At 47.6% G+C, this 18833-nt stretch carries 15 protein-coding genes; 9 read left to right on the top strand and 6 right to left on the bottom strand.

Going from position 1 to position 18833, the window contains the following annotated elements; translation table 11 throughout:
* The first annotated feature begins 2 nt into the window (after positions 1 to 2).
* Entirely contained in the window at positions 3 to 614 is a 612-nt protein-coding gene (locus tag DF182_RS15620; protein ID WP_113616512.1) for a hypothetical protein, read from the top strand.
* A gap of 29 nt (positions 615 to 643) precedes the next feature.
* Here the strand turns inward: DF182_RS15620 and uvrA are convergent, their stop codons facing one another.
* Positions 644 to 3460, bottom strand: coding sequence for an excinuclease ABC subunit UvrA (uvrA, locus tag DF182_RS15615; protein ID WP_211327112.1), 2817 nt, complete (start codon positions 3458 to 3460; stop codon positions 644 to 646).
* A gap of 325 nt (positions 3461 to 3785) precedes the next feature.
* Here uvrA and DF182_RS15610 point away from each other — a divergent pair, with 325 nt between their 5' ends.
* Positions 3786 to 4358, top strand: coding sequence for an RNA polymerase sigma factor (locus DF182_RS15610; protein ID WP_113616510.1), 573 nt, complete (start codon positions 3786 to 3788; stop codon positions 4356 to 4358).
* Positions 4359 to 4434: 76 nt separating this feature from the next.
* On the opposite strand, the gene DF182_RS15605 is transcribed toward DF182_RS15610, so the two are convergent.
* The gene (locus DF182_RS15605) at positions 4435 to 5631 is read right to left on the bottom strand and encodes a thiolase family protein (RefSeq protein WP_113616508.1); all 1197 of its coding nucleotides are present in this window, start codon (positions 5629 to 5631) and stop codon (positions 4435 to 4437) included.
* Between the two features lie 302 nt (positions 5632 to 5933).
* Between DF182_RS15605 and rlmN the strand changes: the two genes are divergently transcribed.
* Genes rlmN through DF182_RS15590 form a run of 3 tightly spaced genes read left to right on the top strand, consistent with a single transcriptional unit; the run spans position 5934 to position 9283 of the window.
* On the top strand, positions 5934 to 6977 hold the full coding sequence (rlmN, locus tag DF182_RS15600; RefSeq protein ID WP_113616506.1) for a 23S rRNA (adenine(2503)-C(2))-methyltransferase RlmN: 1044 nt from the start codon (positions 5934 to 5936) through the stop codon (positions 6975 to 6977).
* Between the two features lie 59 nt (positions 6978 to 7036).
* Entirely contained in the window at positions 7037 to 8554 is a 1518-nt protein-coding gene (locus DF182_RS15595; protein WP_113616504.1) for a pseudouridine synthase, read from the top strand.
* Positions 8555 to 8560: 6 nt separating this feature from the next.
* Positions 8561 to 9283 (top strand): RluA family pseudouridine synthase, encoded by a 723-nt coding sequence (locus tag DF182_RS15590; RefSeq protein WP_113616502.1) that lies wholly within the window; start codon positions 8561 to 8563, stop codon positions 9281 to 9283.
* A 178-nt stretch (positions 9284 to 9461) separates the two neighbouring features.
* Here the strand turns inward: DF182_RS15590 and DF182_RS15585 are convergent, their stop codons facing one another.
* Positions 9462 to 10097 (bottom strand): peroxiredoxin, encoded by a 636-nt coding sequence (locus DF182_RS15585; protein WP_113616501.1) that lies wholly within the window; start codon positions 10095 to 10097, stop codon positions 9462 to 9464.
* 546 nt (positions 10098 to 10643) lie between these two features.
* Positions 10644 to 11240 (bottom strand): hypothetical protein, encoded by a 597-nt coding sequence (locus DF182_RS15575; RefSeq protein WP_113616497.1) that lies wholly within the window; start codon positions 11238 to 11240, stop codon positions 10644 to 10646.
* A gap of 145 nt (positions 11241 to 11385) precedes the next feature.
* Between DF182_RS15575 and DF182_RS15570 the strand changes: the two genes are divergently transcribed.
* Positions 11386 to 12390 (top strand): helix-turn-helix transcriptional regulator, encoded by a 1005-nt coding sequence (locus DF182_RS15570; RefSeq protein WP_113616496.1) that lies wholly within the window; start codon positions 11386 to 11388, stop codon positions 12388 to 12390.
* A 37-nt stretch (positions 12391 to 12427) separates the two neighbouring features.
* Here the strand turns inward: DF182_RS15570 and DF182_RS15565 are convergent, their stop codons facing one another.
* Positions 12428 to 13156 (bottom strand): hypothetical protein, encoded by a 729-nt coding sequence (locus tag DF182_RS15565; RefSeq protein ID WP_113616495.1) that lies wholly within the window; start codon positions 13154 to 13156, stop codon positions 12428 to 12430.
* A gap of 100 nt (positions 13157 to 13256) precedes the next feature.
* Here DF182_RS15565 and ade point away from each other — a divergent pair, with 100 nt between their 5' ends.
* Positions 13257 to 14900 (top strand): adenine deaminase, encoded by a 1644-nt coding sequence (gene ade, locus DF182_RS15560; protein WP_113616494.1) that lies wholly within the window; start codon positions 13257 to 13259, stop codon positions 14898 to 14900.
* Positions 14901 to 14980: 80 nt separating this feature from the next.
* Here ade and DF182_RS15555 read toward each other — a convergent pair whose 3' ends face one another.
* On the bottom strand, positions 14981 to 16072 hold the full coding sequence (locus DF182_RS15555; RefSeq protein WP_113616493.1) for an anhydro-N-acetylmuramic acid kinase: 1092 nt from the start codon (positions 16070 to 16072) through the stop codon (positions 14981 to 14983).
* Between the two features lie 108 nt (positions 16073 to 16180).
* Between DF182_RS15555 and DF182_RS15550 the strand changes: the two genes are divergently transcribed.
* Positions 16181 to 18088 carry a YfbK domain-containing protein gene (locus DF182_RS15550; protein WP_113616492.1) on the top strand — a complete coding sequence of 636 codons (1908 nt, stop codon included), beginning with the start codon at positions 16181 to 16183 and terminating at the stop codon, positions 18086 to 18088.
* A 48-nt stretch (positions 18089 to 18136) separates the two neighbouring features.
* Positions 18137 to 18790 carry a uracil phosphoribosyltransferase gene (upp, locus tag DF182_RS15545; RefSeq protein WP_113616491.1) on the top strand — a complete coding sequence of 218 codons (654 nt, stop codon included), beginning with the start codon at positions 18137 to 18139 and terminating at the stop codon, positions 18788 to 18790.
* Positions 18791 to 18833 lie beyond the last annotated feature (43 nt).

The following is an 18833-nucleotide window of genomic DNA, read 5'->3' as shown; positions in this document are numbered from 1 at the left end:
TTATGCCTATATCCCTGTTTGCCGTTACCGACCATCATCTGACACCCTCCCAGATACTTGACCTGGGCTTGGTATTAAATGAAGATAAAGTACTGAGGCAGTTTTATACATTCCCCTGGCCAAGAAAAGAAAAGGGCATGCCTGACTGGCGGGAAATCTATGATGAAGCTACCCTGGAATACAAGTGGAAAAAAGCCAGAGGAGAACAACCACTTAGTGAAGAGGAAGAAGAGAACATGCCGTTTGTTTACTGGTGGCAGTTTCCTACTTTTTTCAACTATGTAGACTTTAATGAAAAGACGGTCGTCTTTCATGCTTTTGATATCGAGCTGTGGGCTCTGGACCCTGAGAACCGGCAGTGGGAGGATATGAGAGAAAAATACTCCAGGATTCTTTCTTTTTATGACAGGCTGGGGCAGATAATGCAGGAAAAATATTTCATCGTATTCACGGATGGCCGGTCTTCCTGGATAGAGAGTATGATAGGCGAAAATCGGACACTGGATGAAATACGCACAGCAATACTACAACGGACCGGTTCTAACCGTATAGAAGACATTACCGATAAATGGTTGGGAGACCATCATATCTACATCCATACAGTAAAAAGATAAAGGGCGCGGAATCCGCGCCCTTTATCTTTTTAAATAAACTTCCCGGTATAACTTTCTTTCACTTTTTTCAGTCCTTCCGGAACACCGGTATACAGCAGATTTCCGCCGCCGGCACCGCCTTCAGGCCCCAGGTCAATCACCCAGTCAGCACTGCGGATCACATCGAGGTTATGCTCGATCACCAGTACCGTATGCCCCTGATCAATCAATGCATTGAAAGAGTTGAGCAGCTTTTTGATATCATGAAAATGCAGACCCGTAGTAGGTTCATCGAAGATAAACAGGATTTTGCCCTGTGCTTTACCCTTACCCAGGAAGGAAGCCAGTTTCACACGCTGTGCCTCACCACCACTCAGGGTATCGCTGCTTTGTCCCAGTTTGATATAACCTAAACCTACATCACTCAGTGGTTTGATTTTATTGCAAACATCTTTTTCATCCTTAAAAAACTCCAATGCCTCATCTACACTGAGTTCCAGTATTTCGTAGATATTTTTGTTTTTATAGGTTACTTCCAGCACTTCGTCCTTGAACTTTTTACCGCCACAGCTTTCGCACAACAGGTGTACATCCGCGAGGAATTGCATCTCCACCACTACTTCTCCTTCGCCTTTACAAGCGTCACAGCGGCCGCCGTCTACGTTGAATGAAAAATGTTTGGGCTGGAATCCACGCATCTTGCTCAGCGGCTGCTTAGCATACAGGTCTCTGATTTCATCGTATGCTTTGATGTAGGTCACCGGATTAGAGCGGGATGATTTTCCGATTGGGTTCTGGTCTACCATTTCAATCTGGGTGATATCATCTACAGCGCCTTTCATGACTTTGTGATATCCTACCCTTTCGGCAAACTCTCCTTTCAGCTTCATGAGTGCAGGATAAAGGATTTGTTTTACCAGCGTGGTTTTACCGGAACCGCTGACACCTGTTACTACCGTGAGTACCTCCAACGGAAAGTCTACTGTAATATCTTTCAGATTATGCTGACGGCAACCTTCCAGTGTAATGGCCTTTTTCCATTTACGTAGTTTCTGTGGCGGATCTATGCGGAGGGTACCGCCGAGATATTTACCGGTAAGGCTTTTAGGGTCGGTCAGTATCTCCTGATAGGTACCGGCGAAAATCACTTCACCACCCAGATGGCTGGCCAGCGGCCCCATATCGATGATGTAGTCAGCTTCTTCCATGATCTGCTCATCATGCTCTACGATCACTACGGTGTTACCGAGATCGCGCAGCTCCTTCAGTACATTGATCAGCCGGTGTGTATCGCGGGCATGCAGTCCTATGCTGGGCTCATCAAGGATGTACATGGAGTTGGTGAGGTTACTGCCCAGGGTGCGGGTCAGCTGAATACGCTGACTTTCGCCACCACTGAGGGTATTGGCCACCCTGTTGAGTGTAAGGTATCCTAACCCTACGTCCAGCAATGTTTTCAGACGATGATTGATTTCAAACAGGATACGTTTGGCTACCTGCAGATCATATTCATTCAGTTCGAGGTTGTCGAACCATGTTTTCAGGTCTGCCACGGGCATGTCTACCAGCTGTGCGATGTTGTCGCCGCCCACCTTGATGTAGAGTGCTTCCTTACGCAGACGGCCGCCGCCGCAATCGGGGCATATGGTACGTCCGCGATAGCGTGCCTGCAGTACACGGTATTGCACTTTGTAGAGGTTCTGCTCTACCATTTTGAAGAACTCATTGAGTCCGTAGAAATGTTCATTACCGGTCCACAACAGCTGCACCTGTTCGTTAGTAAGGTCTGCTATCGGTTTGTGTATGGGGAAGTTAAATTTGCGGGCCACTTTAACGAGGGCCTCTTTGTATTCGCCCATTTTTTCACCTCTCCACGGCGCGATCGCTCCTTCAAATACACTCAAACGTTTATCCGGCATTACGAGATCAGCATCGATACCCAATACCTGGCCAAATCCTTCACAGGTAGGACAGGCGCCGTAAGGGTTGTTGAAAGAGAACAGGTTAGGTACCGGCTCTTCAAACTGGATACCGTCCAGTTCAAAACGATTCGCAAAGTGGGTGATATTTTTACCATCCACTTCCACGTAGCAATCGCCTTCGCTCTCGTAAAAAGCTGTCTGCACGCTATCGGCTATACGATGTTTATCATCCTCCTCAAAATCCTTGGTTACCAACCTGTCTATGAGCACCCATGCATCTGCCGGTACAGCAGGTTTTTTCTGCTCTATCAGCTCTTCGATGCGCAGCAGTCCGTTTCCTTCCGCTGCAGGAGAATACAGTCGGGAGAAACCTTTCTGCATGAGGATGTTGAGCTCTTCTTTCACATCACGTTTGGCATGACGACGGAAGGGCACCAGCAGCAATACTTTGCTGCCATGCTTCAGCGTGGTGATAAAGTCCACCACATCGCTTACCTCATGTTTTTTCACCAGCTGCCCAGACACAGGGGAATAGGTTTTCCCTATGCGGCCAAACAGCAGCCGGAGATAATCGTAGATCTCTGTCATAGAGCCTACAGTAGAACGGGGCGTGCGGGTGATCACCTTCTGCTCGATAGCGATGGCCGGACAGATGCCTTTAATGTAGTCAACATCCGGTTTGTTCATACGCATGAGGAACTGGCGTGCGTAGGCACTGAGGCTCTCCGCATAACGACGTTGTCCTTCAGCATACAGTGTATCCATTGTGAGGGAGGATTTTCCCGAACCCGAGACACCAGTCACCACTACCATTTTATTGCGGGGAATGGAGACGCTCACATTCTTAAGATTGTGGACCCTCGCGCCTTTTATGAAGATATTGTCCTGAGGGTTAACCTGCTGAGGATCAATGATGGTTTCTTTTTTCTTAGTTTTTGTTGCCATGACAGAACAAATTTAAGGGAAAAGATGTTAGTTGAATAGTAATTAGCCCCGCAAATCCTAATAGAAAATTAACCGGAAAAGGAGACCCCAAACAGGCTAAAAGCTAATATGCGTGCGCTAAAAAGCTATCTGGATTATTTGTTTTATTGAAGTATTCTTTTATATTTGCAGAGAACCTGTTCTATACCTTGGAATAAGTAACGAAATCTTTAACGCTTTAAACTGCTCACTATCGCATAAACTCTACTCAATTTAAACAACCAACAGGCTGTAAAGTCAGTATTTATTTACTAACCCGTTCTAGTTGTAGAAGTTTATGCAAATAATGTACAAATTGTGCGACGAGCAGTTGATTACCCTTTTTAAGAAAGGACACACTTCAGCATTGGAGGAATTGGTTCACCGTCATAAAGACAAGGTGTACACTTCTATCTTATTGCTTGTGAAGGATTCCTTTCTGGCGGAAGATATTTTCCAGGATACTTTCATCAAAATCATCGACACTATCAGGGCTGAACGTTATACGGAGAAAGGGAAGTTTTTACCTTGGGCCATGCGTATTGCGCACAACCTGTGTGTAGACCACTTTAGAAAAATAAAACGGACGCCGATGATCAAAACCGGCGACGATAAAGATATATTCGATGTGCTGGGATTCAGCGATGCCTGTGTAGAAGATAAAATCATTACCCGCCAGAGCCACGACCGTGTCCGGATTATGCTGGATATGTTACCGGAAGAACAACGTGAAGTCATTATCCTCCGACATTACGCAGAACTCAGCTTTAAAGAAATTGCAGATCTCACGCAAGTGAGCATCAATACCGCCTTGGGTCGTATGCGGTATGGCCTGATCAATCTCCGGAAGATGATGACGGAGAAGCAAATTTGTCTATGAACGACCCTTTTTTTTGCTTGCCAGCAGCGGGCGGCCGGATGTAATGTCCGACCGCTCGTTATTTTTAGGTCAGTCCTCAGCATTTTTCAAAAACCATCGCAGCCCCCTGCCCTACGCCAATACACATAGTAGCAAGGCCATACCGTGCTTCCGGACGGCGTTTCATCTCATGTAGCAAGGTAGCGGTAATACGTGCTCCACTACAGCCCAGCGGGTGTCCTATCGCAATAGCACCACCGTTTACATTCACTATATCAGGATTAACAGACAGATCACGCATACATGCCAGCACCTGTACCGCAAAAGCTTCGTTGAATTCGGCCAGGTGTAACTGATCTATTGTGAGGCCTGCCCTTTGCAATGCCTTCCTGGTAGCAGGTATAGGACCTACACCCATGATGGAAGGGTCTACGCCTGCCACTCCGATAGCACGCACCATCGCCAGCGGCTTCAGGTTAAATCTTTGCAGCGCTTTCTCAGAAACAATCATCACGGCAGCCGCGCCATCATTGATACCGGAGGAATTACCTGCCGTCACCGAACCATCTTTGGCGAAAGCCGGGCGCAACGATGCCAGCTTCTCCAGGGTTGTCTCCCGTGGGTGCTCATCCCTGGAAATCACCTGCTCTTCTTTGTTGAGCGTAATGGTAACCGGTATGATTTCATCATTCCAGCGGCCAGCCTGTTGTGCTGCTGCATAGCGCTGCTGACTGTTCAGGGCAAACAGGTCCTGTTCCTCCCTTCCTATCTTCCATTGCCGTGCTACATTTTCGGCCGTTTCTCCCATGGAATAAGGATGATAGAGGTCGGCCAGGGCTTTATTTGTAAAACGCCAGCCAAGGGTGGTATCGAACATCTCCGACTTACGGCTGAAAGGCCCGTCTGCCTTACCCATTACAAAAGGCGCACGGGTCATGCTTTCCACGCCACCAGCCAGGTACACCTCTCCTTCTCCACACATTACAGCCCGGGCAGCATCCATAATGGCCTGCATACCGGAAGCACATAAACGGTTTACGGTATTGCCTGCCACCGTTACGGGCAGTCCTGCCAGCAAAGCGGACATACGGGCCACATTACGATTGTCTTCCCCGGCCTGGTTGGCTGCACCGGCAATTACGTCTTCAATGGCGGCCGGATCTACAGAAGGATTACGGCTCATCAGTGCTTTCAGCACATGGGCCAGCATATCATCCGGACGAACAGTGCTCAGCACACCGCCATACCGGCCTATAGGTGTACGTACCGCATCTACAATGTAGGCAACTTGCATGTTGATCAATTGGTTTACTTGCAATATAAACTCTTTTTCCCTTCAGGCAGGGTCCGCAGAAATGAGGATGCCCGAACGCTCCAATTTACCTGACGCAGCCGTCATTCCCGGACAGATATAGGCTGACTCAACCAGCTGTTAGTGGTCTGAACTACCCACTAAAACCCTATCTAACTTATTTATTTTGAATAATTTAGTAACCAATTATGGTAAACCCAACGGGGCTAACAGCTATTTTATATATCTTTGCAGATGCTTTCCGACTGCCGTAAGGCAGCCATTTGCTCATATAACAGTCAATAATGAAGTCTGACAAAAAAAATATCCGGCATTTAAGCCTCCCAGCATTACAGGAATATTTCGGGTCTATTGGTGAAAAGGCCTTTCGTGCCAAACAGGTGTACGAGTGGATCTGGCTCCGTCATGCAGGTAGCTTTGAGGCTATGACCAACCTGTCAAAAGACCTGCGTCAAAAGCTGGAGGAGAACTTTACCCTCCCTGCCGTGAAAGTGGATGCTACTCAGCATAGCAACGATGGTACTATTAAAAGCCGTTTCCGTTTACACGACAACCACCTCGTAGAAGGGGTACTCATCCCTACCGACACCCGGCAGACTGCCTGCGTGTCTTCACAGGTGGGCTGCAGCCTCAGCTGTAAGTTTTGTGCTACCGGTTATATGGATCGCAAACGTAACCTGGATTACGACGAAATATATGACGAGGTGGCCCTGATCAATCAGCAAGCCCTGGAGCATAACGGGAAAAAACTCACTAACATCGTGTTTATGGGCATGGGAGAACCCCTGCTCAACTATAAAAACGTACTGCACGCCATCGAAAGGATCACCGCTCCTGATGGTTTAGGTATGTCACCCAAACGGATCACTGTTTCCACAGCAGGCGTCGCTAAAATGATCCGCCAGCTGGGCGATGATAAAGTTCGTTTTAACCTGGCCCTGTCTTTACACGCCGCCAACGATAAAAAGCGCAGTGAAATCATGCCCATCAACGATTCCAACAGTCTGAAGGAACTGATTGATGCCCTGAACTACTTTTATAAAGCCACACAAAACGAGATATCATTTGAATATATCCTTTTCAAGGACTTCAATGATTCCAAACAGGATGCCGACGATCTGATTAAAATCTACCGTCAGGTACCTGCTGACCTGGTGAACATTATCGAATACAATCCCATTGATAATGCCCGTTTCCAGAAACCAGACTCACAGACCGCTGAGGAGTTTATGGAATATCTCGGCAAACATCGTGTGAATGCAAGATTACGCCGGAGCCGTGGTAAAGATATCGATGCCGCTTGCGGACAACTGGCCAACAAAGGTTAATCAGAACAATAAAAATTTCTATGGGTCATGCCAGCATGACCATCAATTAATAATAATTTATGAAGAAGAAACAACCTGCTAAGAAGGGTCCCGCTCCTTTTAAAGGAAGAAAAACGGACAGCACCGGTAAACCGGCAGCAGGCAATCGCAACCGCTCCTCCTTTGATGGTGAAAGACCTGGAAGAGCATCTGCAAAAGATAATACCGGTGAGGGAAAGCCCACTTTCCGTAAACGTATCTACGGCAGTGACAAAGAAGGTAACACCAGCGACTTCCGCAAACGTTCCTTCGATGGCGAAGACAAACCACAGCGCAAACGCAGCTTCAGCAAAGACAACGACGATGCTAAACCTGCATTCCGCAAACGTACTTCCGGCTTCGAAGCGGAAGACAAACCACAACGCAAACGCAGCTTCAGCAAAGACAACGACGATGCTAAACCTACGTTCCGCAAACGTACTTCCGGCTTCGAAGCGGAAGACAAAACCCCTTCTCACAAACGCTCTTTCGGCGACGGTAAAAAACCTGTCCGCAAAAGCTTCAGAGAAGACAATACCGCAGATGAATCTGCCACTCCCCGTAAACGGACTTACGGTGACAAAAAGACTTTTGGAAAAAAACCTGCTGACAACTACTCCCGTAAAGAGGAAAGCTCTTTCCACAGAGATGCCAGCGAAGACACCGGCGCACGCCATAAAGAAACACCCAGCGGCTTTAACCGTAAAAAGTTCTTTGACCGTGTTAACGATCGTTTTACCGACAAAAAGGAAAGACGTGTAGCCACCAAAACTACTGGCAAAAGCAGCCGTGACTTCTCCAAAACCAGTAAGGAACCCAAAGAAAGCACTTTCGCGCCGGGCGAAATGCCGTTAAATAAATACATCGCGCACTGTGGGCTCTGTTCCCGCAGAAAAGCGGTAGACTTCATCAAGGAAGGTAAGGTGACCGTCAACGGACAAACCATCACAGAACCCGCTACCAAAGTAACCGGCGCTGATGTGGTGACACTCTCCGACAAAAAGATCAACCTGACCAAAAATCTGGTGTACATCCTTTTAAACAAGCCCAAAGGCTTTATCACCACCACCGACGATCCGGAAGGACGTAAAACTGTGATGGACCTGATCCAGGACGCTGCCGGTGATGAAAGGGTATATCCCGTTGGCCGCCTGGACCGCAACACCTCAGGGCTGCTGCTGCTCACCAACGACGGTGAACTGGCGCAAACACTGGCTCATCCAAAACATAATATCAAAAAGATCTACCAGGTAGAACTGGACAAACCACTTACCAAAGCCGATTTCGAAAAGATCGTGGAAGGCCTCACCCTGGAAGATGGTGTTGCCTACGTGGATGCACTGGGATATGTAGATCCGAAGGATAAAAAGCAGATCGGTATCGAGATCCACAGCGGTAAAAACCGTATCGTACGCCGTATTTTCGAGCACCTTTCCTATTCAGTAGAAAAGCTGGACCGTGTGATGTACGCCGGACTGACCAAAAAGACACTGAATCGTGGCCAGTGGCGCTATCTCAACGAAAAAGAAGTGATCCTGCTGAAACATTTTAAAAAATAACTACTGGTGCGATTAGAAGAGCATATTTTACTGGAAACACCTGATTTTGTAGTCGTTAACAAGCCATCCGGCATGCTAACACTGCCCGACAGGCACGACAACGAACTCACTTCCCTGATTGCCGTCATGAAAAAGGCATATGGGGAAATATTCACCGTACACCGTCTGGACCGCGATACCAGCGGTATTATCCTGTTTGCCCGAAATGAGGCCGCCCACAAATATTTCTCCCAGCTGTTTGAAAGCAGGGATGTACAGAAATATTACATGGGACTGGTACATGGAGAGCCTACGCCAGCAAAAGGCTCTATCAGCGAAGGCATCATGGAGCATCCGGTACAGAAAGGCAAAATGGTTACCAACCGCAAGGGGAAAGCATCTTTGACTGACTATGAGGTGTTGGAAACATTTGGTCTTTACAGTCTGGTGAAATGGCAGATCCACACAGGCCGTACCCACCAGATCAGGGTACATATGAAACATCTGGGACATCCTATTGCCGTAGATGAATTGTATGGCAGTCCGGAGCCGGTATTGTTGTCCGCTATCAAGAAAAAATTCAAACTGGGCAAACATACAGAGGAAGAACGTCCACTGCTGAGCAGACTGGCTTTACATGCAGCCATGCTGGTGTTTAAAGATCCATCCGGTAAAGAATATACGATAGAAGCTCCACTCCCGAAAGATATCAGTGCGGTGCTGAACCAGCTGAGAAAACACCGGAGTTAAGATATAGTGTCTGGTTTAATACTGGCCCGTTGGCATCATGCCGGCGGGCTTTTTTATGGGCAAAAAAAAACGGGGAAAAATCCCCGCTTCGTAAAAATCAAAAACCAACCATTAAAAACTCTTATAATAAAAAGCCGCTACCTGGTTGATAGTAAATCGGCTCTGTTGAATTCATTTTTTATTTGTTAGGCTGTGGTGTTGTTCTCAGATAAGGCTTAATGATTTTATGGCCTTTCGGAAAACGTTCCGGAATTTCTGCGGTGGGCACTGCCGCCGTAACAATCACATCTTCTCCATCTTTCCAGTCTGCCGGTGTTGCTACACTGTATTTAGCAGTCAGCTGCAGGGAGTCGATAACACGTAAAACTTCATTAAAGTTCCTTCCGGTAGAGGCAGGATAAGTAATTGTCAGTTTTACTTTTTTGTCAGGACCGATAATAAAAAGGGACCTTACAGTAAATGTTTCTGAAGCATTTGGGTGGATCATACCGTAGAGGTTGGCCACTGTCTTGTCTTCATCTGCAATAATAGGAAAAGTTACGTCACAATGTTGCGTTTCATTAATATCTCCTATCCAGCTCATATGTTTATCCAGAGGATCTACGCTGAGTGCCAGCACTTTAACGTTTCTTTTGGCAAACTCGCCATTTAAAAGCGCTGTTTTACCCAGTTCTGTTGTACAAACCGGTGTAAAGTCTGCAGGGTGGGAAAATAATACGCCCCAGCTATCACCGAGGTAGTCGTAAAAATCAATTTCCCCTATTGTGGTCTTAGCTTTGAAATTGGGAGCAGTATCGCCCAGTCTTAAACTCATAATTTCAGAATTTACTTGTCCAAAAATAGCATTTTCCTACAAAAATTATAGACTTTAAAGGAACTTTTTCTCATTTTGGACGCTTTTTTTTATGAAAGCTCTCCTGCTGTGTTTTTTCAGGGACAACGAACAGATGAACAGGTTTTGCTGCTTTTTCTTTTGCCTCCTCCGGCTCTTCGGGAATATTTTCCCGAAGAGCACGTCAGATACATGTTTGAGGGACCAGGCACACTTTCCGGACTGAGGCCGGGCTATCAGACAATCACTGAGGAATGAATGTCTTTATACCGGAGGCACTCTTTTGGAATGCGTTTTACCTGACTTCTCCCGGCAATGGTTTTTTCAATAAAGATGCAGGTTGCTTTCATTTTTGCATCTATGGGGTTAAATGGTAAAATAGGGTTATTGGGGTTAACAAACGGGCAAACAAACAGGATTCAATCGGGATTTTAAAAAAGTGGTTAACAAACTATCTGGATTTCAAGGGTTAAGGGACAATGGACAAGAGGTTTTACAAACGTTTGGATGATATGGGGTTTCAAATCATCATGGATGAGAAGATTGTAACTGCCAGGCATAGTAGGCCATGCTAAAGCTGAGATCATCGGCCAGGCCGGCTTTTATTCGGGCTGCTTCATCTTCCAATTCTATTTCAATAAATCCGAGGTACAGGTCATAATTGTTGCGCAGTGTTTGCAAGCACTGCTCCATTTTTTCAGTCAGGTCCGCACGAGCCGGAGGAGGTGGAGGTACCACCGGCATAGCCACTACCTTCTGGATGAAATAACAGGCATCTTCCGCACAGATTTCCCATTCATGGTGTTCGGGCCTGCTCAGATAAAAAATCATGTTATCAAACACCACGGCATTGCCCAGTTCTGTTTCCAGATCAATGATTTCCGGGATGTGACGCATATCTTCCAACTTCTTTACAATGGTCATTTGTACCGCATCATTTTTTTCATGGCTGTACCTTAACATTGTATTCATTACTTCATAAGTAGTTACAAGATCACAAGGATACCACACGCCATCCTGCTGCACATGACCCCATAATGTCAGATAGTTGGAATCGTCCATAATGATCTGGCCTATTGAAACGGCCTGCATTTGCATAGTTGCTGTTGTATGTGTTTGACTCATAACTGTCAGCTTTTTGATAACGATACAAAACTACCGGCTCTGCACGCAAGGGATTTGCGTAGTGACAACATCCTATGAAATTTTTTCCCTGCTACCCCCCTAAAGCCCGGAATTGCTTATTTTTAAGCACAAAAAATTAATTCTTGTGCCAAAAAACAAGGACGCAGTTTCGCGCTATCGCTGGATAGATGAGCGTTTGCGCAATAAAAGGCTGCCAAAACCCACTCTTGATAACCTGATTGAGTACGTATCTGAAAAAATGGATGCTGCCATCTCCACCCGCACCATTCAGAAAGATATACAGGATATGCGCCAGGATCCTGAACTCAACTATATGGCGCCCATCGTATACGACCGTAGCAGCCGCACCTACCGTTATGACGATGAATCCTTCTCTATCAGTAACATTCCCATTGAAGAAGCAGATCTCCAGGGCCTGGAAATCGCTATCGGCATACTCGAACAATTCCGCAGCCTGCCCGTAGTACAGCAGTTTGAAGACGCTATCCTCAAAATAGCCACCAGCCTGAAAATGAACAGGGAAGCCCTGCAACATAAAGGCCTGATCAAATTTGCACGCGCCTCCCAATACAAAGGCGCTGAATATATCCCTGAAATAGTAGACGCCATCAAAAACCTGGAGGTGATCCGCATCGCCTACCAGAGCTTCGATCGCAACGAACCCAAGGAACACTGGGTAGAACCCTACCATCTCCGGGAATACCAGCACCGCTTTTACCTGATCGGCAAAAGCCAGCAGACCCGTGGCGGCGCTGTTGTCACCTTCGCACTCGACAGAGTGGTGGCGCTATGGCCTACTATGAAGCATTTTGATGAAAAAAACTTCGATGATGCCAGCTATTTCAAACATGCCATTGGCATCACCGTACATGATGGAGAACCGGAAAATGTGGTGTTGTCCTTCTCTCCCAAACAGGGAAAATATATCAAATCACAACCCATACATGCCTCCCAGCAAGTGCTGGCAGACAACAGCAAGGAGTGCCGCATCTCCCTCAATGTGGTTATTAATCCCGAACTCACCATGACACTGCTCAGCTATGGTGCCCAGGTAAAAGTGTTGCAGCCGCAACATCTGGCCGATAAAGTGGCTGAAGAAGCCAAAGAAATGATGAAGTTGTACAAATAAAAAATACTGCCGGGGCATCTCTACCCCGGCTGCCATGTTATTTCACCGCCGGCTTCTCAAACAGTGAATCAGCTACCGGCCGATTCACCTCCAGATGATTGACCCGTATCTTTGCCCCTACCGGTGACTGTTCGGTCATACCCGGATAAACATATCCATCCACAGTTTTGCGGTAATCCGACAAACGCGTTACCAGCTCCGCCTTCCGGCCCTGGATATCAATTTCATTGGTAGCCTTCACCAGATAAAAACTCGTGGCATCCAGATAGGCAAACCCTGCAATACCTTCTGCTGTCGTCACTTTCAGCTTGTATACCGGCGCTCCGTCCAGCGTATCTTTGCCGAGCAATTCCACCTGTTTGCCCTTTGCTGCAATATCAAACAACTCACCGGTTACATCCAGCTGCGGCAGCATCAGTTTGCGCACTACCGGCTCAATTTCCTCCACTTCCTGTTTGCCTGTCACCGGCATATACTGCCAGCCGGCATCTTTTCTCAGCACCTGTATATTTTTAGTATCCTTCACATCAAACTCTACCCGCATGGCTTCTCCCTGCTTCACCCATTTTCTGATCGGCACCTTCAGGCCCTGCGCCTCCAGCATCATCTCCCCTTCCATATACTGCGTTTTGAGGGCTTTCAACCTGGAAGCCCCACCCATGGCCTCGGTATAATGATCCAACACCTCTGTCAGGGTTTGTGCCTGCATTGCCATACTACTCATCAACATCCCTGCTGCCAGCGAAAAAACCTTTACATATTTCATAACTATCGTTTGTATTTTTTTGAATGATCAATGGTTACCAAAAAACGTACCCTCCTTTTCATTCCTGCCGAAAATGCCGGCTATTCCTTAGCTTTACGGCATGAATACATACCAGATCTCCGGCAACCTTGTAGATATTCTGCAACAGGAAATTTATCCGGCCACACTGCACATTGCAGATGGACGTATACAGCAAATCGTTCGTAACAGTAACGAATACCCGAATTACATACTGCCCGGCTTTACCGATGCGCATGTACACGTAGAAAGTTCTATGCTCATTCCTTCCGAATTTGCGCGGCTGGCAGTTGTACATGGCACCGTATCCACCGTTAGCGATCCTCACGAGATCGCCAATGTAATGGGCGTGGAAGGCGTACAGTTTATGCTGGACAATGGGAAACAGGTACCTTTTAAATTTAATTTCGGGGCGCCCTCCTGCGTGCCTGCCACCACTTTCGAAACAGCCGGCGCCACAGTAAGCGTACACGATATAGATCAGCTGCTGCAACGCGACGATATCAAATACCTCACAGAAATGATGAACTTCCCGGGTGTACTCCATAAAGACCCGGAAGTAATGGCCAAAATAGCAGCGGCCCATAAATATGGTAAACCGGTAGACGGCCATGCACCGGGGCTCACCGGCGAAGCAGCCAAAGCCTACATCAATGCAGGCATCAGCACCGATCACGAATGTTTCACCCTGGAAGAAGGACGTGAAAAACTACAATACGGTATGCATGTGCTGATCCGCGAAGGCAGCGCTGCCAAAAATTTCGAGGCACTTATCCCGCTACTGCACGACTATCCGGAAAAAATCATGTTCTGCAGCGATGATAAACACCCCGATAACCTGGTGGAAGGCCATATCAACCTGCTGGTCAAACGAGCCCTCTCACACGGTATTGACCTCTTCAAAGTACTACGCGCAGCCTGCGTAAACCCGGTACTGCACTATAAACTCGACAACGGGCTACTACGTGAAAATGATCCTGCCGATTTTATTATTACTGACAACCTCCGGGATTTTAATATCCTTGCTACCTATATCAACGGTCAGAAGGTTGCTGAAAATGGTAAAACACTGATCAGCCCGGTGTCTTCCACGCCTGTCAACAATTTTGTCTGCAACAGCAAAACACCTGCTGACTTTAAAACACCTGCTAACGGCAACGGCTCTACGGCAAAAGTAAAAGTCATAGAAGCCCTGGACGGACAGCTGATCACCAACGCCCTCCAGGCAGCACTGCCGGTAGTTAACGGACTAATTATGACCGATACCGCGCAGGATGTGATCAAGCTGGTAGTAGTAAACCGCTACCGCGAAGCTCCCGTAGCCACCGCCTTTATCCGGGGCTTCGGTCTGAAACAGGGTGCTATAGCCTCTTCCGTAGCACACGACAGTCACAATATCATTGCTGCAGGTATCGACGATGACAGCATCTGCGCTGCCGTCAATGAAGTTATCCGCCACCGCGGAGGCATCAGTATTGCCGGCCCCGAAGGTGCTAAAGCACTACCCTTACCGGTTGCTGGCCTCATGAGTAACCTCGATGGCTACACGATTGCTGACCAGTACAGCTGGTTTGACCAGGCAGCTAAACGACAGGGGTCTACGCTGGCCTCTCCCTATATGACGTTGTCATTTATGGCCCTGCTGGTAATCCCTCATCTGAAACTCAGCGACCTCGGCCTGTTTGACGGAGATCAGTTTGCATTTACACCAGTAGATGCTGCATAATAATATTCGTATCTACATAAAAAGCCCCCGAAAGTACTGTACTTCCGGGGGCTTTATATTTCAGAGAAATTTCTACCTGTTTAATGACTGATCCACAGCGCACCATTGATGGTATCTCGCTCTGCACCTGTCACGGAAGACAACACATTCACTTCCTGTCTCCATCTTAATGTTCCGATCAGCGCCATGATCAAAGCTTCCTTAAACGCCACTGTCTGCTCATCGGGCACAACTACTTCAACACCCAGCGGGGCCAGTTGTTGACGAATATTCTCTACCAGAAAAGTATTAAAGGCACCACCGCCGGTAACCAGCAGTTGGGCAGGGCCTTCCGGCATTTTGGCCTTCAGCGTTTCCACCGCTTTCGCGATCTGCACGGCGATATGTTCTGTATACGTGCGCAGTTTACCCTGTACGGATATACGCAGTGCGTTGATCATCGGCAACACAGTATCAGTGCCAAACTCATTCGCCAGTGATTTAGGCGATGGCTGCTGATAATAAGACAATGCATTCAGCTGTTCCATCAACGCCGCGTCTGTTACGCCGCCGGCTGCCAGCGCACCACCTTCATCATAAGGTTTGTTGAGCATGGCTGCCAGCTCATTGAGCACACGGTTGGCCGGGCAAACATCGAATGCCACAAAACCTTCCGGCAGCTGAGCAGAAATATTGGCAATACCGCCCAGGTTGAGCCAGAACTGATAACCACCCAACAGATATTTTTCGCCTATTGGTACAATCGGAGCACCCTGACCACCCATTGCTACGTCTACTGCGCGCAGGTCGGTGATCACCGGCAAGCCGGTCACCGCTGTAATAGCTGCGCCATCGCCCAGTTGAGCCGTCATTTTACTACCTGGTATATGAAAAGTGGTATGGCCATGTGAGGCGATAAAATGTACTTTATGATCCAGTTCATTCTTCTCGATAAAAGACAGAATACGCTTTCCGGTGTAATGCCCATAGGCAGTATGCAACAGCAGGTATTCCCTGGCAGGAAGTGTAGTGGCCGACGCCAGTTTCTCTACCCATTCCGGTTCGTAAGGCAGGCTTTCAGATGCCTTGATAACATAAGACCATTGCCCCCTGATCTCCGTCAGCTCGGCGAAAACAATATCCAGTCCATCCAGCGAACTACCGGACATGGTACCTATTACGTTATATACCATCAACTAAAATTTTGGCAAAGGTAGGATTTCCCTGTCGGTAATTTTTTTTATTGGGTTTATGGAAAACAGATCTGACCCGACATCATGTGAGCAGAAAATTCCAACATTATGCAGAAATATCTTTCCTTACTCCTGCTGAACTGCCTGCTGGTCTTACAGGCTGCTGGCCAGCTGCGCGTGATTACCGGCAACGTGTTACGCAACGATAACAATACCGCTATCCCTAATGCGGTGGTACGGGTACAAGGCACCGATTATATGGCCGCCACCGATACCAAAGGACATTTCAGTCTGAAAGCCCCTGCCGGTGCGCTTATCCTGGAGGCGATCGCCGCCAGTTACAAAAACGCTGTGATGAATATTACAGCCACACAAAACACTGTGACATTTAAAATGCAGCCCCTTCAGGTTACCCCAAAACCAGAGCAGGAAGTGATGGTAAGCCGCGATGATAAGGCTATTATGATGGAACCTGCCAGCCCCACACCACTGGCAGGCCGTGTGGCCGGAGTGGCCGCCACACAGCATTATTACAAGCGACGCATGACCAATTCCGTCAAAATGGCCTATCCCGCTCCCCAGGGTAATTTTAATACAGAAGACTACAGCCCTATCAATGAAAATATCTTTCATGCTGTAACCGAACAGCCCCTAAGCACTTTCAGCATCGATGTGGACAGGGCTTCCTATAGTAATGTCCGCCGCTTTCTCAACCAGGGACAGATGCCTCCGGCAGATGCTGTACGGGTGGAAGAGATGATCAACTATTTTGATTATCACTACAAAGCTCCTGTCAACAATGATCCGGTATCTATCTATACTGATATGTCCATCTGTCCCTGGAATACCAGCCATCAGCTGGTACGCATAGCCCTGAAAGGCAAGCAGGTAGACGCCAGGGAGCTGCCTCCATCCAACCTGGTATTCCTGCTGGATGTGTCCGGATCAATGGATGAAGACAATAAACTGCCATTGGTGAAACGTGCCTTTGCTGCACTGGTACAACAGTTGCGGCCGCAGGACAAAGTAGCTATCGTTGTATATGCCGGCGCTGCTGGTGTGGTACTCCCTTCTACCAGTGGTCAGGATAAAAAGAAAATACTCGAAGCATTGGAATCCCTACAGGCAGGCGGCTCTACGGCCGGCGGAGAAGGTATTCAACTGGCCTATAAAATAGCCGCTGAAAACCGACATGCCAACAGCAACAATCGGGTAATACTGGCCACAGATGGTGATTTCAACGTAGGTCCTTCCAGCGATGGGGAGCTGCAACGCATCATAGAAAAAGAAAGACAGCAGGGTATCTTCCTTTCCGTACTGGGCTTTGGCATGGGCAACTATAAAGACAACAAGCTGGAACTGCTGGCTGACAAGGGCAATGGCAACTATGCCTACATCGATAATTTTGAAGAAGCACGCCGCACCTTTGTGACCGAATTTGGCGGCACCTTGTTTACCATTGCAAAAGATGTGAAGCTGCAGATTGAATTTAACCCTGCTTTCGTGCAGTCGTACCGGTTAGTAGGCTATGAAAACCGTATGTTGCAGAATGAAGATTTCAACAATGATAAAAAAGATGCCGGTGATATGGGCGTAGGCCACACAGTCACAGCTCTTTATGAGATCATTCCCGTAGCGGGCAAAGATCAGGAAGGTAAAGTAAATTGGGTAGATCCACTCAAATACCAGCATACCACAATAATGGGTAACAAACCAGAAGTGCTGACCGTGAAGCTTCGTTACAAAAGGCCACAGGAAGATAAAAGCCGACTCATGCAGCAGATACTGCCTTATAGCCGGCAGCATGTGGAAGAGGCGCCGGAAGATTTCCGGATGGCCGCTGCTGCAGCATCTTTCGGGCAACTGCTGCGTAATTCCGCCTTTAAAGGCACAGCTACTTATAACGAGGTGATGAAACTGGCTGCCAGCGCCAAAGGCAGCGACACCGAGGGTTACCGGGCAGAGTTTGTTCAGCTGGTGAAAAAAGCCAGTTTGCTTAGCAAGGAGCAGGAATAGGTTTCCGTGAATTTTCGGTAATTTGCCGGCTCAAAGGGAAGCAGAAATATGATAATCAATTTAAGTGAAACAAATTCGCTGGTTGGAGAATGGCTAAGCGAGATCAGAAATGCGGAAGTTCAGCAGGACCGTATGCGTTTCCGTCGCAATATGGAAAGGGTGGGTGAAGTAGCCGCCTACGAAATCAGTAAGACGCTGGAATATGTGGAGAAGGAAGTGACCACGCCTATGGGTATTGCTAACTGCCGGGTATTAAAAGAACAACCGGTACTGGCTACCATCCTTAGGGCCGGACTGGCGCTCCATCAGGGTTTGCTGCATTATTTTGACAAGGCAGACCATGCCTTCATTTCGGCTTATCGTAAACATAATCGTGACGGCTCTTTTGATATCAGCCTTGAATATGTGAGCAGCCCTTCCATTGAAGGCCAGGTGCTGATCCTGTCTGATCCGATGCTGGCTACCGGCGCATCGCTGGTAAAAACCATCGAACATCTGGAAGCTATCGGTAAACCCAGTCACATTCACCTTGTAGTGGCTATCGCCTGCACAGTAGGTATCGAGTATGTGATCCGTAACTGCAAAGCCAATATCACTATCTGGGCTGGTGACATTGATGATGAACTGACCGCCAAAGGCTATATTGTACCGGGCCTCGGTGATGCCGGTGATCTGGCCTTCGGAAATAAATTGCAACAATAATCCGGAATGGACGTTAAATAAAAGGATCTTCCTCTTACAGCAT

This window comes from Chitinophaga flava (assembly GCF_003308995.1).
Lineage (GTDB): Bacteria > Bacteroidota > Bacteroidia > Chitinophagales > Chitinophagaceae > Chitinophaga > Chitinophaga flava.
Note: the sequence above shows the minus strand (reverse complement) of the source record. Positions and strands in the feature narration are given on the sequence as shown.